This window comes from Stenotrophomonas sp. CASM110 (assembly GCF_049384345.1).
In the GTDB taxonomy this organism is placed as follows: Bacteria; Pseudomonadota; Gammaproteobacteria; order Xanthomonadales; family Xanthomonadaceae; genus Stenotrophomonas; species Stenotrophomonas muris.
Window position 1 is genome coordinate 1 of sequence record NZ_JBMRGI010000027.1, and the last position, 14059, is coordinate 14059.

The following is a 14059-nucleotide window of genomic DNA, read 5'->3' on the forward strand; positions in this document are numbered from 1 at the left end:
GGCCGGCAATCAACCGTGTTGCCGGCCAGCGGCCGGCACTACCATCAACCTGCGCCGGGCAGGCGGAAGAACGTACGCGTCGCGGCCGTTGCATTCGCGGCGGTAACTGCCACGTCCTCGCCACGGTCACGCGCCAGTTCTTCCACGATGTGCGAGAGAAACATCGGTTCGTTGCGGCGGTCCTTCGGCATCGGCTTCAGCGTGCGCGGCAGCAGGTACGGTGCGTCGGTCTCGATCATCAGGCGGTTGGCCGGGATGTTCTTCACCAGTTCGCGCAGGTGCGCGCCACGGCGCTCGTCGCACAGCCAGCCGGTGATGCCGATGTACCAGTCCTGGTCCAGGTAGTCGAACAGCTCGTCACGCTCACCGGTGAAGCAATGCACCACCGCCGGGCCGATGCGGCCTTCGAAGTTCTTCATCTGTGCCATGAAATCGGCATGCGCATCGCGCTGGTGCAGGAACAGGGGCTTGCCATTGTCCGCGGCCAGCTGCAGCTGGCGCTCGAACGCGCGGTGCTGGGCCGGGCGCGGCGAGAAATCGCGGAAGTAGTCCAGCCCGCACTCCCCCACCGCCACTACTTCCGGGTGGGCATGCAGCGCGCGCATTTCGGCATCGCATTCCTCGGTGTATTCCACCGCGTGGTGCGGGTGCACGCCGGCGGTGGCGTACAGGAAGCCGGGGTGCTGCTGGGCCAACTGCAGGGCCAGTGGCGAGTGCTCGCGGCTGGCACCGGTGATGACCATCTGCACCACGCCGGCCTGGCGCGCGCGGTCCAGCACGGCATCGCGGTCGCGGTCGAAGGAGTCGTGGGTCAGGTTGGCGCCGATATCGATCAGGTGCATGGTCATCGCGGGGGAAAAGTGCCCGCGCATTGTACCTGCGCCTGCCGTGGCCCCTTATCCTTTGCATATGAACGCCCCGCTCTTCCCGATTTCCCCGCTGCTGCCGCAGATCCAGCAGCAGCTGGCCGTGCAACCACGGCTGGTGCTGGAGGCCCCGCCCGGTGCCGGCAAGACCACCCAGGTGCCGCTGGCGCTGCTCGACGCGCCGTGGCTGCAGGGCCGCAAGATCATTCTGCTGGAACCACGCCGGGTCGCCGCGCGCAGCGCGGCGCTGTTCATGGCACGGCAGCTGGGTGAGGAGGTCGGCGGCACGGTCGGCTACCGCATCCGCTTCGAGAACAAGGTATCCGCGCGCACCCGCATCGAGGTGGTCACCGAGGGCATCCTGACCCGGATGCTGCAGGACGACCCGATGCTGGAAACCGTCGGCGCGATCCTGTTCGATGAATTCCACGAGCGCCATCTCAGTGGGGATCTGGGCCTGGCGCTGGCGCTGGACGTGCAGGCGCAGCTGCGCGACGACCTGCGCCTGGTGGTGATGTCGGCCACGCTGGACGGCGAGCGGCTGGCACGCTTCCTCGATGCGCCGCGGCTGAGCAGCGAGGGCCGCAGTTATCCGGTGGCGATCAGCCACTTCCCGGCGCGCCGCGATGAAGCCCTGGAACTGCAGGTGCGCCGCGCGGTGCAGCAGGCGCTGGCCGAGCACCCCGGTGACCTGCTGGTGTTCCTGCCCGGCCAGCGCGAGATCGCGCGCGTCCAGGCCGGCCTGCAGGAGTCACTCGATGGCAACGTCGAGGTGCTGGCGCTGCATGGTGAACTGCCGGTGGAACAACAGGCGCGCGTGTTGCAGGCCGCCAGCGATGGCCGCCGTCGCGTGGTGCTGGCGACCAACGTGGCCGAGTCGTCGGTGACCCTGCCCGGCGTGCGCGTGGTGATCGACAGCGGCCAGGCGCGCGAGCCGCGCTACGACCCCAACAGCGGCTTCACCCGGCTGGACGTGGTGGCCATCGCGCAGGCGTCGGCCGACCAGCGCGCGGGCCGTGCCGGTCGGGTGGCCGAGGGCGTGGCCTGGCGGCTGTGGCCGCAGTCGCAGCGGCTGGAGCCGCAGCGCCGCGCGGAGATCGACCAGGTGGAACTGGCCGGACTGGCGCTGGAACTGGCCGCGTGGGGCAGCAGCGACCTGCGCTTCCTCGACCCGCCACCGGCCGGCCCGATGGGTGCGGCGCGCGAGCTGCTGCAACGCCTGGGTGCACTGTCGGACTCGGGCGCGATCACCGCACTCGGGCGCCGTGTACTGGCGCTGGGTACGCACCCGCGGATGGCGGCGATGCTGCTGGCAGCGCCCGATGCCCGCGCGCAGGCGCTGGCCGCCGATCTGGCCGCCCTGCTGGAAGCGCGCGACCCGCTGCGCCAGGGCGGTGACGCGCTGGCGGCCCGCTGGCGCGCACTGGCCGCGTTCCGCACTGGCCGCGCGCCGGGCGATGCCAACCGCAGCGGGCTGGCCGCCATTGATGCCGCCGCCAAGCAGTGGCGTCGCCGCCTGCGCTGCGAGGCTACGCCGCCGGCCAGCATCGAGGCGCACGAACTGGGCGATCTGCTTGCACACGCCTTTCCCGACCGGATCGGTTTCCAGCATCCCGGCGATCCGCTGCGCTACCTGCTGGCCAATGGCCGCAGCGCGCGCCTGCACGAACTGAGTGACCTGCGCGGTGAGCCGTGGCTGGTGGCCAGCGAACTGCGCTTCGAGGCGCGCGATGCGCTGCTGCTGCGTGCCGCACCGGTGGATGAAGGCCAGCTGCGCAAGGCATGGCCGGAGCGCTTCGTCACCGAAGACGTGGTGCGCTGGGACAGCGAGCGACGCGCCCTGGTGGCGCTGCGCGAGACCCGTTTCGACCGGATCGTGCTGGACAGCCGCTCGGCCGGCCGGGTCGATCCGCAGCACGCCGCGCAGGCGCTGACCGATGCGGTGGCCGAGCTCGGCCTGCAGGCGCTGCCGTGGACCGAGGGCCTGCGCCAGTGGCAGGCACGGGTGGAATCGCTGCGGCGCTGGATGCCCGAGCTCGGCCTGCCCGACTGCAGCGACGATGCCCTGCTGGCCACGCGCGCACAATGGCTGCAGCCCGCGTTCGCCGGCAGGACGCGACTGGATGCGCTGGATGAATCCAGCTTCGGCGAGGCGCTGAAATCGCCACTGGAGTGGTCACAACGGCAGTTGGTCGAGCGTCATGCGCCGACCCGCATCACCGTGCCGTCCGGACTGGAGCGGCCGATCACCTATGCGCTGGACAGCGAGAGCGGCGATCCGCTGCCGCCGGTGCTGGCGGTGAAGCTGCAGGAACTGTTCGGCCTGGCCGACACGCCGCGCATCGCCGATGGCCGCGTGCCGCTGACCCTGCACCTGCTCTCCCCCGGCGGCCGCCCGCTGCAGGTCACCCAGGATCTGCGCAACTTCTGGGAAAGCACCTACGCCGAAGTGAAAAAGGAGATGAAGGGCCGTTACCCGCGCCACCCATGGCCGGATGATCCGTGGACGGCGACGGCCACGCACCGGGCCAAGCCGCGCGGAACCTGATTGGTAGTGCCGGCCGCTGGCCGGCAGCCCCCTGGCACCAGGCGGAGAGCATTGCCGGCCAGCGGCCGGCACTACCGGGTGCGGAGCCTGCCTGATCCTGAATGGCTGCGGTAAAGTCACACCACGTGCGTCCCCGACTGACATACCGTTTACGGGCAACACGCGACACTGGACTTCGACCCGAGGCAAAGGATCCCCGCATGAGCAAGCTGACCGTAATCACCGACCGCGCTCTGGAGCGCGCCCTGGAGCTGGCCCACACCGCCGGCGATGGCCTGAAGAGCGCCGGTGGCAGCCTGCGCAACGCGGACTGGATCAAGACCGGCGCCGCCCTCGGCGCAGTGAAGACCGGCGGCAAGGTCGCCACCAAGTTCGCCCGCCGCAACCCGGCCGTGACCATTGCCGCGGCTGCCGTCGGCGTCGGCCTGCTCGGCTATGCGCTGTACCGCAAGCAGCAGAAGAAGAAGGCTGCCAATGGCCACGTGGTGAATGGGCAGGCGCAGCGCATCCACGCACGCGACCGCCGCAACGACACCGTGGTGGACGAGCACAGCGATATCGGCAGCGACGCGTGAAGCTGCCCGGGTCAGACCCCTTCCGCAGGAAGGGCTCTGACCCTACCAGCTACGAGAGGGCCGGATGCCGCGAGGTATCCGGCCCTTTCTGTTTCAACCGATCTGCCGCCACTGCCCCGGCTGCAGGTCGTCCAGCCGGTAGGGCCCCATCGCCACCCGCACCAGCCGCAGCGTTGGCAGGTTCACTGCCGCGGTCATCCGCCGCACCTGGCGGTTGCGGCCCTCGCGGATCGTGATCGCCAGCCAGGCATCGGGCACGGTCTTGCGGAAGCGCACCGGCGGATCGCGTGTCCACAGCGACGGCGCCGGATCGAGGCGCTCGATCTTCGCCGGCAAGGTCGGCCCGTCATTCAGCTCCACCCCATCGCGCAACCGTTGCAGCTGCTCATCGCTGGGCGTGCCTTCCACCTGCACCCAGTAGGTCTTGTCGGCCTTGTGCTTCGGGTCGGTCAACGTGTGCGCCAGCGTGCCGTTATCCGTCAGCAGCAGCAGGCCTTCGCTGTCATGGTCCAGGCGACCGGCGGCATACACGCGCGGCGGCAGGCCGAACCCGGCCAGCGTCGGACGCGGCGGTACGCTGCGGTCGGTGAACTGGCAGAGCACGTTGAAGGGCTTGTTGAAGGCGATCAGCATTGCGGGCACGGCAGTCAGCGGGTGGCGCATTGTCCCATGCCGCGCCACGCGCCACTCGGCTGTAGAGCCGAGCCCATGCTCGGCTCATCGCGCACAGCACGGCGGAACGCAACAGCAGCCGAGCATGGGCTCGGCTCTACAGAGTCAGCATGCGCCAGCCCGGCACCCCTCTTACGGCTTGATGAAGCGCAGGGTCATGCGGTCGCTTTCGCCGATCGCCTGGTACTTCGCATCATCGGCCTTGTCGTGCTGGTTGGTCGGCGGCAGCGTCCACACGCCGTTCGGGTGGTCCTTGGTGTCGCGCGGGTTGGCGTTGACCTCACTGCGCGCGTCCAGCTTGAAGCCGGCGGCCTCGGCCATCGCGATCACCTGCTGCTGGCCGACATAGCCGGTGTCATCGTCGTCAGCCACGTCGGCCTTGGCGCGGTGCTCGACCACGCCCAGCACGCCGCCCGGCTTGAGCACGTTGAAGAAGCCCTGGAACATGCCCTGCGCCTGGCCGGCCTTGCGCCAGTTGTGCACGTTGCGGAAGGTCAGCACCACATCGGCTGAACCGGCCGGGCCGAACACCGGCTTGGCCGGATCGTAGGCCACCACGGCAGTCTTGCCGAACTGTGCCGGTGCAGCGGCGTACTTCCTTTCCAGGCTGTCGCGGCTGCGCTGCTGGTAGTCACGGCCGCGGCCTTCGGGCACCGCCATCGGATCGACCACCGCAGCAACGTAGTGGCCCTTGTCGTGCAGCAGCGGCGCCAGGATCTCCGAGTACCAGCCGTTGCCGGGGGTGATCTCGATGACGGTCTTTTCCGGCGTCACCTTGAAGAACGACAGCGTCTGCGCCGGGTGGCGGAAACCGTCGCGCTTGACGTTGTTGGCATCGCGGGTGGGCGCCTTCACCGCCGCGTCGATGGCCGGCGACACCTGGATCTTCGCCGGCGCGACCGTGGCCGGTGCGGCAAACGCGGGAACAGCGGCAAGCAGGGCCGAAGCAAGCAGCAGGCGGCAACCACGCAGGGACGAAGCAGGCATCATCGGAGCGACTCCAGCGGAAGATGCGGCGAGACTAGCAGCCGCGGCGCCCCAGGTGTTCACAAAATGTTAGCCGCGTGCGTATCGCGGAACACTGTTTTGTGGTCGCCGCCGCAGCACGGTCACACTACGCGTTCTATTCTGGAGCACTTCCCCCAAGGAGTCCGTGCCCATGACGGCAACCCGCGAACTGGGCCGTTCCGGCCTGCATGTACGTCCGCTCGCCTTCGGTGGCAACGTGTTCGGCTGGAGCGCCGATGAGAAGGCCAGCTTCGCCCTGCTCGATGCCTTCGTCGACGCCGGCTTCAACCTGGTCGACACCGCCGATGTGTATTCGGCCTGGGTGCCGGGCAACACCGGCGGCGAATCGGAAACGCTGATCGGCAAATGGTTCGCGCGCAGCGGAAAGCGCGACAAGGTGGTGCTGGCGACCAAGGTGGCCAAATGGGCCGAACGCCCCGGCCTGACCCCGGACAACATCAATGCGGCGGTCGAGGATTCGCTGCGCCGCCTGCAGACCGACGTGATCGATCTGTACCAGGCCCACGAGGATGATGAGTCGACGCCACTGGAAGCGACCCTGGCCGCGTTCGGCCGCCTGATCGAAGCCGGCAAGGTGCGCGCCATCGGTGCCTCCAACTACAGCGCCACGCGCCTGGCCGATGCGCTGAAGGTGTCCACCGACTACAAGCTGCCGCGTTACGAAACCCTGCAGCCGGAGTACAACCTGTACGACCGTGCCGGCTACGAGAAGGAGCTGGAACCGCTGGTGCAGCGCGAACAGATCGGCGTGATCGGCTACTACGCCCTGGCCAGTGGCTTCCTCAGCGGCAAGTACCGCACACCGGCCGATGCGGCCAAGAGCCCGGCACGTGGCGAAACGGTGGTGAAGCGCTATCTGAACCCGCGCGGCCTGCGCATCCTGCAGGCGCTGGATGACGTGGCCAGCAAGCACAATGCCAGCGCCGCACAGATCGCACTGGCATGGCAGATCGCGCGGCCGTCGATCACCGCGCCGATCGTCAGCGCCACCAGCGTCGAACAGCTGCACGATCTGCTGGCAGCGGCCAACGTGTCGCTGAGCGTGCAGGATGTCGCGCAGCTGGACGCCGCCAGCGCCGAAGCGTGAGGCCCGGTAGTGCCGGCCGCCGGCCGGCATTGCCCACGTGCAGAAGAAAACAATTGAACAAAATGGTTGCACGCGACTAAATCGTGGTTTATCGTGCGCACCTCGTTTCAACAACCACTGGAAACTTCCCTTGAACGCGCATTCCGTCGCCATCGCCAAACTGCTGCCATGCCTGCGCATGGACGGGCTGGCGCGCGCGTTCGGCAAGGAAGACCAGCTGACAACGGCCTGATACCCGCCCTGCGGAGATCGGCCACCCCGATCTCCGAGGCCTGACGACGCCCTCGGAACGCAAGTCCCGGGGGCGTTTTCGTTTGCGTCGGCACAAGGACCCGCGATGCCAGAACTGCACCCCGCGCGGCAACCCGCCGCTCACTGACCCAGGTTTCTCCCGCCCCGCCGAAGGATTTACTTCGCGCGATCGGCTGCGCCCGGACATTATCTGCATCGCATCAAAACATTATCGCTCGTCGATAATGTCGGTGGCCTGCACCCTCGATTCTCCAACGGTCCCGTTTCCATCACGGGCTGGTGCGCGCGGCGTTGCCGTGGCGTATGCCGGAGGTCGCGGACATGCCATCGCCTGGATCGCCTGCTGGAGGCAGGCGCCGGTTCGCCGGTACGCGGTTCGATTCCGCGCGGTCCCCAACTGGATAGCTCAGCAGGGTAGAGCAACGGATCCTGATTCCGTCTGTCGTGGGTTCGACTCCCACTCCAAACCACATGACCTGTCACGTCATGACTTGAAGCAACACCCGGGGCGCAAGCCCCAGCGGCCATCGTCGCCGTCCACCGCCATCGCCTTCGGGCGGGGCATGGAAGGCAACGGACCGCACGCCGGGCCCCGGCCCGCCGCCACTGCCAGCCACGTTCCGCCCCGGTGCTGCCTGCCGGGAACGGCGATGGCAGCACTGCCGGCGCACCGAAGGCTCCGCGCGCGGACCGTCCGCCGATGGCCGCCCTCTTCCGCTGCCTGCACGTGGTGTGCAGGCGGCCGCGCCACGACCTGATCGACCCGGGTCATGGCGATTCATCCGCAACGGGTCGAACCACCAGAGCCATACAAGGAGAGACTCCCATGTTCTGGACCATCAAGGTCGTGATCGGCGACGGCGAGCGCGGCCTGGTGTATCGCAACCGTCGTTTCCGGCAGATCCTGCTGCCGGGCGTGCACCGCCTGTCGCCGTTCGGCGGCCGCCCGCACGTGGACATCCACACCGCATCGAAGGGCGCGGCCTATACCGGCAGCGACCAGGACAGCCTGATCGAGGCACTGGGCGCGACGCTGGACACGCACTTCGTGATGGCCAATGTCAGCGCCACCGAAGTCGGCCTGTTGCTGCGCAACGGCCGCATCGATGAAGTGCTGCCGCCGGGCAGCCGCCGCCTGTACTGGCGGGGTTCGGTCGACACCCAGGTACGCGTGATGGCGCTGGGTGACGAGCCGCGCATCCCGGCGGACGTGCAGCAACGCCTGGGCCAGCTGGGGGTGCTGCCGCGTGTGGCGGTGATCAGCACCGTGCCAAGCGAGTCGGTCGGCCTGCTGTTCATCGATGGCACGCTGCGGCAGACGCTGGACGCCGGCCTGCACGCGTTCTGGAACTTCAACGGCAACGTGTCGGTGGAGCGCGTGGAACTGCGTGCACGTTCGCTGGACGTGTCCGGCCAGGAGCTGCTCAGCCGCGACAAGGTGACCCTGCGGGTGAATCTGGCCGCGACCGTGCAGGTGATCGACCCAGTGCGTGCACACCGCACGCTCAGCAATGCCGATGAGTTCGTCTACCGGCAGCTGCAGTTCGGCCTGCGCCAGGCGATTGCCGCGCGCAGCCTGGACGAGCTGCTGGGCGACAAGGCGGCGCTGGACGGCGAGATCGCCGCCCATGTGCAGGCCGCGATCGAGGGCCACGGCGTGCGGCTGCTCGGCGTGGGCATCAAGGACGTGATCCTGCCGGGCGAGATGAAGGAGATCCTCAATGGCGTGGTGCTGGCCGAGAAGCAGGCCCAGGCCAGCGTGATCCGTCGACGCGAGGAGGCCAGCGCCACGCGTTCGCAGCTCAACACCGCAAAGCTGATCGAGGACAACCCGGTGCTGATGCGCTTGAAGGAGCTGGAGGCACTGGAGAAGGTCACCGAGAAGATCGACACGCTCACCGTATTCGGCGGCCTGGATGGCGTGCTGAAGCAGCTGGTGACGATCAGGTAGGGGGCAGCGGCGGCGCAGGGACGCGCCGCCGGCCCATCAAGGACATACACGAAGACATGGACACTCAACACAACTATCAATGGCTGCACGCCGAGGGCACCACGCCGATCAAGGGCTGGGTCAACGGTGTGCCGCTGGAAGCGCAGGCGCATGAGCAGCTGCGCAACATCGCCGCGATCCCGTTCGTCGGGCCGTGGGTGGCCGTGATGCCGGACGTGCACCTGGGCAAGGGCGCGACCGTCGGCTCGGTGATCCCGACCCGCGGTGCGATCATCCCGGCCGCGGTCGGCGTCGACATCGGCTGCGGCATGGCGGCGGTACGCACCACGCTGCGCGCCAACGACCTGCCCGACGACCTGCGGCAGCTGCGCAACAGCATCGAGCGCAGCATTCCGGTCGGCAACGGACGCGGCGGCGAGCATCACCGCATGCCCGACAGCATCCACACGCGGCTCGTGCAGTCCGGGCTGGCCGCCGGCCTGGAGAAGATCAAGGACAGGCACCGCAGAATCCGCACCGACAAGCTCGACCGCCAGCTGGGTACGCTGGGTGGTGGCAACCACTTCATCGAACTGTGCCTGGACGAGACGGACACGGTGTGGGTGATGCTGCACAGCGGATCGCGCGGCACCGGCAACCTGATCGGCACCTACTTCATCGAGAAGGCGCGCGAGGAACTGGCCCGGCGCGTGCTCGGCTTCCACCTGCCGGACAAGGACCTGGCGTTCTTCATGGAAGGCGAGCCGCTGTTCGATGACTACGTCGAAGCCGTGTCGTGGGCGCAGGACTACGCCCGGCAGAACCGCGAGGCGATGATGTCGCGCGTGCTGGCCGAGATGCGCCACCGCTTGCCGAAGTTCCAGCTGGCAGCGATGGCGGTGAACTGCCACCACAACTACGTGCAGAAGGAGACGCACCACGGCCAGGAACTGCTGGTGACCCGGAAGGGGGCGGTGAGTGCGCGCGAAGGCGAGCTGGGCATCATTCCCGGCAGCATGGGCACGCGCAGCTACATCGTGCGCGGCAAGGGCAACGCCGACAGCTTCCACAGCTGCAGCCACGGTGCCGGCCGGGTGATGAGCCGTGGCACGGCGCGCCAGCAGATCACGCTGGCCCAGCACCGCGAGGCCACCGCGCACGTGGAATGCCGCAAGGACAGCGGCGTGCTGGACGAGTCACCGGCCGCGTACAAGTCGATCGACGATGTGATGGCAGCGCAGCTGGACCTGGTCGAGGTGGTGCACACCCTGCGCCAGGTGCTGTGCGTGAAGGGGTAACGGAGCGGTGCTGGCCAAGGCCGGCCTCTACCAGAGCAGCACGTCGCGTCGGGGGTCAGATCGCTTTCTGCGAAAGGGATCTGACCCCGGCACATTCAGCGCGGCACGCTGTCTTCGGCCACCAGCGCATGATGCACGCCGATGCCCGCGCGCACGCCTTCGGCCATGGCCAGGGTGATGTTGCCGACCGTCGTCGCATCGCCTGCGGCATACACGTTCGGCACCGAGGTCTGCTTCATCATGTCGACCTCGATCAGCACCCCCAGCGGGCTCTCGACCAAGGTGCAGCCAAGCTGCTGCACCAATGACGTGGCCATCGCCTGGGTGGCCGGTACGAACAGCGCACGCTGGGCGATGCGGCGGCCGTCGGCCAGCTCCACCTCCAGCCAGGTCGGCTGGTCGCCCTGTACGCCCAGCACCGGCGAGGTCTCGATCTGCACGCCGCGCTGCTGCATGGCAGCCCGTTCCTCATCGGTGATCGGCAGGCCCTGGCTGAAGAAGGTGACATTGCCCCAGTCGGCAAACAGCGGCGCCTTGCCGGCGGACATCGGATGGCCGCCAAGCAGGCCGATGGCGCCGCCACCCACTTCGTAACCATGGCAGTAGGGGCAGTGCAGCACGGTGCTGCCCCAGCGCTCGGCCAGCCCGGGCAGTTCCGGCAGCTGGTCGGCGATACCGCTGGCCAGCAGCAGCTTGCGCGCGGCCAGCACCTGGCCATCGGCGGTACGTACTTCCACGCCCTCTGCGCTGGCGTTGGCCTGCACGGCCTCGGCATGCACCCAGCGCACGCTGGGGTAATCCAGCAGCTGCTGGCGCGCGGTCTTCAGCAGCTCGGCGCCGCTGATGCCATCCAGCCCTGGCACCCCGTGCGAATGGCTGGCGAAGCGGTTGCGCGGCGAGCCGGCGTCGATGACGGTGACCGGCCGCCGGGCGCGGGCCAGGATCAGGCCGGCGGCAATGCCGGCGTAGCTGCCGCCGACGATGAGCACATCAGGATTCATGAGGACCTTCCAGGGAACGGTGATGGGCGAGATGGCGGGCGAAGTCGGCGCCGAGCTGGTCCAGCGTGGTCGCCCGCAGGCGCGCCTCCAGCAACCGCTGTGCCTCGCGTGCCCCCTCCAGCAGCGCGCTGTTGACCAGCTGCTGGATCGGGCAGCCGCCGCCGGCGTCGCGGGCGCCGACCTGCACCAGCGGTGGTGCGCCCACGGCCAGGTAGATGTCATGCAGGGTGATCGTTGCAGCGTCGCGGGCCAGCTGGCTGCCACCGCCATGACCGCGGGTGCTGCGTACCAGGCCGGCCTTGTGCAGTTGCGCCAGCAGACGGCGGATCACCACCGGATGGGTCGGCAGGCAGGACGCCAGCTTCCCGGAGGTGCGCGGGCCATCCTGGCCGACCAGATGCGCCATCACGTGCAGGGCGTCAGAGAGCGGGTTCGCGGATTTCATGTAACTACATTAGTTACATTTATATCCCCTGTCCAGGGTCCGCATTTGTTCCATATGGACACATTTGTCCTATGAAACACTTCCTTCACATCACTAAACGAAACGCTAATGTGATGTTCGTCGCACTTCAGCGGAAGCGTAGCGGGTCGATACCGCATTGCCCCTTCCCGAGAGTGCTTCCCGATGAATGCGTCTGTCCGTGCTCCGCGCCTGCAGTCCAAGCTGCTCGGCGCGGTTTCTGTTGGCTTGGCCGTGGTCCTGCTATGCGCGCTGGCAGGCCTGGCCTCCGCCTGGTTGAAGTTGTCCACCGAGGTCCCGCCCGAAGTCGCGCACAGCCGCGATGCCGAACGCCTGCAGCGTGAGTTCCGTGGCCAGGTGCAGGAATGGAAGAACGTGCTGCTGCGCGGGCACGACGATGCGCTGCGCCAACGCCACCTGGATGGCTTCGACAGCGAAGGCCGCCTGGTCGGGCAGCTGGCCAAGGGTCTGGCCACCAGCCCGGACCCGCGCACGCGTGAGCTGGCGCAGGCGTTCGTTGGCCTGCACGCGCAGCTGCAGCAGGACTATCACGCGGCGCTGCAGGCATTTGCCGCGGCCGGCTACGATCCCGCGGCCGGCGACAACCTGGTGCGCGGCAAGGATCGCCCGGTGGCGATGGCTCTGGATGCGCTGAGCACGCACGCCACGCAGGTGGCTGAAGCGGCGGTGGAGTCCCGTTCGCAGCAGGCCCGGCAGACCCTGCTGGTGTGCGCGGCGCTGACCGTGCTGGCCGCCGTGCTGCTGCTGATCGGTCTGGCCTGGTGGCTGCGGCGTGCGGTGGTGCAGCCGGTGCTGGCAGTGGAAGCAGCGGCGCGCGCGGTGGCCGCCGGTGACCTGCAGCACGCAGTACAGGTGCGCAGCCGCGACGAGATCGGTCGCCTCGCGCAGGCCATGCAGGCGGTGCAATCCACGCTGCGCAGCGTGCTGGATGCACAGGCCGCGATGGCGCAGGCGCACGAAGCCGGCACCATCAGCCATCGCATGGACGCCGCTGCCTTCCCCGGCGCGTTCGGCACCATGGTGGCCGACTGCAACGCACTGGTCGATGCGCATATCCGGGTGAAGATGCGCGCGATCTCGATCATGGGCCGCTACGCGGTCGGCGACCTCAGCCAGGACATGGAACGCCTGCCCGGCGAGAAGGCCGTGATCACCGAAGCGCTGGACATGGCCAAGCACAACCTCGGCCTGATCAATGGCGAGATCCGCCGCCTGGCCGAAGCTGCCGGCGCGGGAGACTTCAGCCAGCGTGGCGACAGCGCGCGCTTCGAGCATGACTTCCGCGCGATGGTCGATGGCCTGAACCGCCTGATGCAGACCACCGAACTGAACCTCGGCGAAGTCTCGACGATGCTGCGCGCCATCGCCGATGGCCGTCTCGGCGCGCGCATGCACGGTGATTTCCAGGGGGTGTTCGCCCGTATCGCCGGCGATGCCAATACCACCGCCACGCAGCTGGCCACCATCGTCACCGACATCAAGCACGCCTCCGGCAACATCCACGCCGCCGCCGCGGAGATCGCCGCCGGCAACAATGACCTGTCGCGCCGCACCGAGCAGCAGGCGGCCAACCTGGAGGAGACGGCGGCATCGATGGAGGAGCTGACCTCCACCGTGCGCCAGAACGCCGAACATGCGCGCCAGGCCAACCAGCTGGCGATCGGCGCACATACGGTCGCCTCGCACGGTGGCAGCGTGGTCGGCCAGGTGGTGGCGACGATGGGCGCGATCGAGACCTCGTCGCGGCAGATCGCCGAGATCATCAGCGTCATCGATGGCATCGCGTTCCAGACCAACATCCTGGCGCTGAATGCTGCGGTGGAAGCGGCACGCGCCGGCGAACAGGGCCGCGGCTTCGCGGTGGTCGCCAGCGAAGTGCGTACGCTGGCGCAGCGCTCGGCGGCAGCCGCGAAGGAGATCAAGTCACTGATCGAAGCCTCGGTGGAACAGGTTGGCCATGGCGCACAGCGCGTGCGCGAGGCAGGCGACACCATGGCCGAGATCGTTGCATCGGTGCAGCGCGTGACCGACATCATGGCCGAGATCTCCGCGGCCTCGCAGGAGCAGAGCGCGGGCATCGAACAGGTCAGCCAGACCGTGATCCAGATGGACGGCACGACCCAGCAGAACGCCGCGCTGGTGGAAGAAGCCAGCGCCGCCGCGCGCAGCCTGGAGCAGCAGGCCAACCGCCTGATCGATGCGGTGGATGTGTTCGACCTGTCGACCACGGCGGCGGCGAAGGGCGGGCTGGCACGCGCGGCTTGATTGATCCGGTTGCCGGCAAGCGGCCGGCACTACCGTCGAGCGCAGACAGGGG

Annotated in this window: 11 protein-coding genes and 1 tRNA gene; 7 read left to right on the forward strand and 5 right to left on the reverse strand. The window is 68.4% G+C overall.

What is annotated here, in order from left to right:
• Nucleotides 1–44: 44 nt before the first annotated feature.
• Complete coding sequence (locus VG561_RS18660) at nucleotides 45–842, reverse strand: TatD family hydrolase (RefSeq protein ID WP_046433165.1); 798 nt, start codon at nucleotides 840–842, stop codon at nucleotides 45–47.
• Between the two features lie 67 nt (nucleotides 843–909).
• On the opposite strand from VG561_RS18660, the gene hrpB reads away from it, so the two are divergent.
• Both hrpB and VG561_RS18670 read left to right on the forward strand, forming a co-directional pair.
• Nucleotides 910–3414 (forward strand): ATP-dependent helicase HrpB, encoded by a 2505-nt coding sequence (gene hrpB / locus VG561_RS18665; protein ID WP_046433145.1) that lies wholly within the window; start codon nucleotides 910–912, stop codon nucleotides 3412–3414.
• A 200-nt stretch (nucleotides 3415–3614) separates the two neighbouring features.
• Nucleotides 3615–3989, forward strand: coding sequence for a hypothetical protein (locus tag VG561_RS18670; protein WP_014648816.1), 375 nt, complete (start codon nucleotides 3615–3617; stop codon nucleotides 3987–3989).
• A gap of 93 nt (nucleotides 3990–4082) precedes the next feature.
• On the opposite strand, the gene VG561_RS18675 is transcribed toward VG561_RS18670, so the two are convergent.
• Both VG561_RS18675 and VG561_RS18680 read right to left on the reverse strand, forming a co-directional pair.
• Nucleotides 4083–4622 (reverse strand): pseudouridine synthase, encoded by a 540-nt coding sequence (locus VG561_RS18675; RefSeq protein ID WP_014648817.1) that lies wholly within the window; start codon nucleotides 4620–4622, stop codon nucleotides 4083–4085.
• Between the two features lie 171 nt (nucleotides 4623–4793).
• The gene (locus VG561_RS18680; protein WP_046433148.1) at nucleotides 4794–5651 is read right to left on the reverse strand and encodes a class I SAM-dependent methyltransferase; all 858 of its coding nucleotides are present in this window, start codon (nucleotides 5649–5651) and stop codon (nucleotides 4794–4796) included.
• A gap of 169 nt (nucleotides 5652–5820) precedes the next feature.
• On the opposite strand from VG561_RS18680, the gene VG561_RS18685 reads away from it, so the two are divergent.
• The 4 genes from VG561_RS18685 (at nucleotide 5821) to VG561_RS18700 (ending at nucleotide 10257) form a co-directional block, all read left to right on the forward strand.
• Nucleotides 5821–6777 (forward strand): aldo/keto reductase, encoded by a 957-nt coding sequence (locus VG561_RS18685; protein WP_053495507.1) that lies wholly within the window; start codon nucleotides 5821–5823, stop codon nucleotides 6775–6777.
• A gap of 649 nt (nucleotides 6778–7426) precedes the next feature.
• Nucleotides 7427–7499, forward strand: a tRNA-Gln gene (locus VG561_RS18690).
• Nucleotides 7500–7855: 356 nt separating this feature from the next.
• Nucleotides 7856–8980, forward strand: coding sequence for a slipin family protein (locus VG561_RS18695; protein WP_423179874.1), 1125 nt, complete (start codon nucleotides 7856–7858; stop codon nucleotides 8978–8980).
• Nucleotides 8981–9036: 56 nt separating this feature from the next.
• Complete coding sequence (locus VG561_RS18700) at nucleotides 9037–10257, forward strand: RtcB family protein (protein WP_014648821.1); 1221 nt, start codon at nucleotides 9037–9039, stop codon at nucleotides 10255–10257.
• A 95-nt stretch (nucleotides 10258–10352) separates the two neighbouring features.
• Here the strand turns inward: VG561_RS18700 and VG561_RS18705 are convergent, their stop codons facing one another.
• Nucleotides 10353–11258: an NAD(P)/FAD-dependent oxidoreductase gene (locus tag VG561_RS18705; protein WP_423179875.1), complete on the reverse strand. Its 906-nt coding sequence runs from the start codon at nucleotides 11256–11258 to the stop codon at nucleotides 10353–10355.
• On the reverse strand, nucleotides 11248–11703 hold the full coding sequence (locus VG561_RS18710) for an Rrf2 family transcriptional regulator (RefSeq protein ID WP_423179876.1): 456 nt from the start codon (nucleotides 11701–11703) through the stop codon (nucleotides 11248–11250). The genes VG561_RS18705 and VG561_RS18710 overlap by 11 nt, the downstream gene beginning before the upstream one ends.
• A 183-nt stretch (nucleotides 11704–11886) precedes the next feature.
• On the opposite strand from VG561_RS18710, the gene VG561_RS18715 reads away from it, so the two are divergent.
• Nucleotides 11887–14007, forward strand: a complete 2121-nt coding sequence (locus VG561_RS18715; protein WP_423179877.1) for a methyl-accepting chemotaxis protein — start codon at nucleotides 11887–11889, stop codon at nucleotides 14005–14007.
• Nucleotides 14008–14059 lie beyond the last annotated feature (52 nt).

What these genes read in the sequence shown, in the direction of transcription:
- VG561_RS18685 (WP_053495507.1), top strand. Translation starts at nt 5,821, where the DNA reads ATGACGGCAACCCGCGAACTGGGCCGTTCCGGCCTGCATGTACGTCCG.
- VG561_RS18715 (WP_423179877.1), top strand. Translation starts at nt 11,887, where the DNA reads ATGAATGCGTCTGTCCGTGCTCCGCGCCTGCAGTCCAAGCTGCTCGGC.
- hrpB (WP_046433145.1), top strand. Translation starts at nt 910, where the DNA reads ATGAACGCCCCGCTCTTCCCGATTTCCCCGCTGCTGCCGCAGATCCAG.
- VG561_RS18680 (WP_046433148.1), bottom strand. Translation starts at nt 5,651, where the DNA reads ATGATGCCTGCTTCGTCCCTGCGTGGTTGCCGCCTGCTGCTTGCTTCG.
- VG561_RS18700 (WP_014648821.1), top strand. Translation starts at nt 9,037, where the DNA reads ATGGACACTCAACACAACTATCAATGGCTGCACGCCGAGGGCACCACG.
- VG561_RS18710 (WP_423179876.1), bottom strand. Translation starts at nt 11,703, where the DNA reads ATGAAATCCGCGAACCCGCTCTCTGACGCCCTGCACGTGATGGCGCAT.
- VG561_RS18660 (WP_046433165.1), bottom strand. Translation starts at nt 842, where the DNA reads ATGCACCTGATCGATATCGGCGCCAACCTGACCCACGACTCCTTCGAC.
- VG561_RS18670 (WP_014648816.1), top strand. Translation starts at nt 3,615, where the DNA reads ATGAGCAAGCTGACCGTAATCACCGACCGCGCTCTGGAGCGCGCCCTG.
- VG561_RS18705 (WP_423179875.1), bottom strand. Translation starts at nt 11,258, where the DNA reads ATGAATCCTGATGTGCTCATCGTCGGCGGCAGCTACGCCGGCATTGCC.
- VG561_RS18675 (WP_014648817.1), bottom strand. Translation starts at nt 4,622, where the DNA reads ATGCTGATCGCCTTCAACAAGCCCTTCAACGTGCTCTGCCAGTTCACC.
- VG561_RS18695 (WP_423179874.1), top strand. Translation starts at nt 7,856, where the DNA reads ATGTTCTGGACCATCAAGGTCGTGATCGGCGACGGCGAGCGCGGCCTG.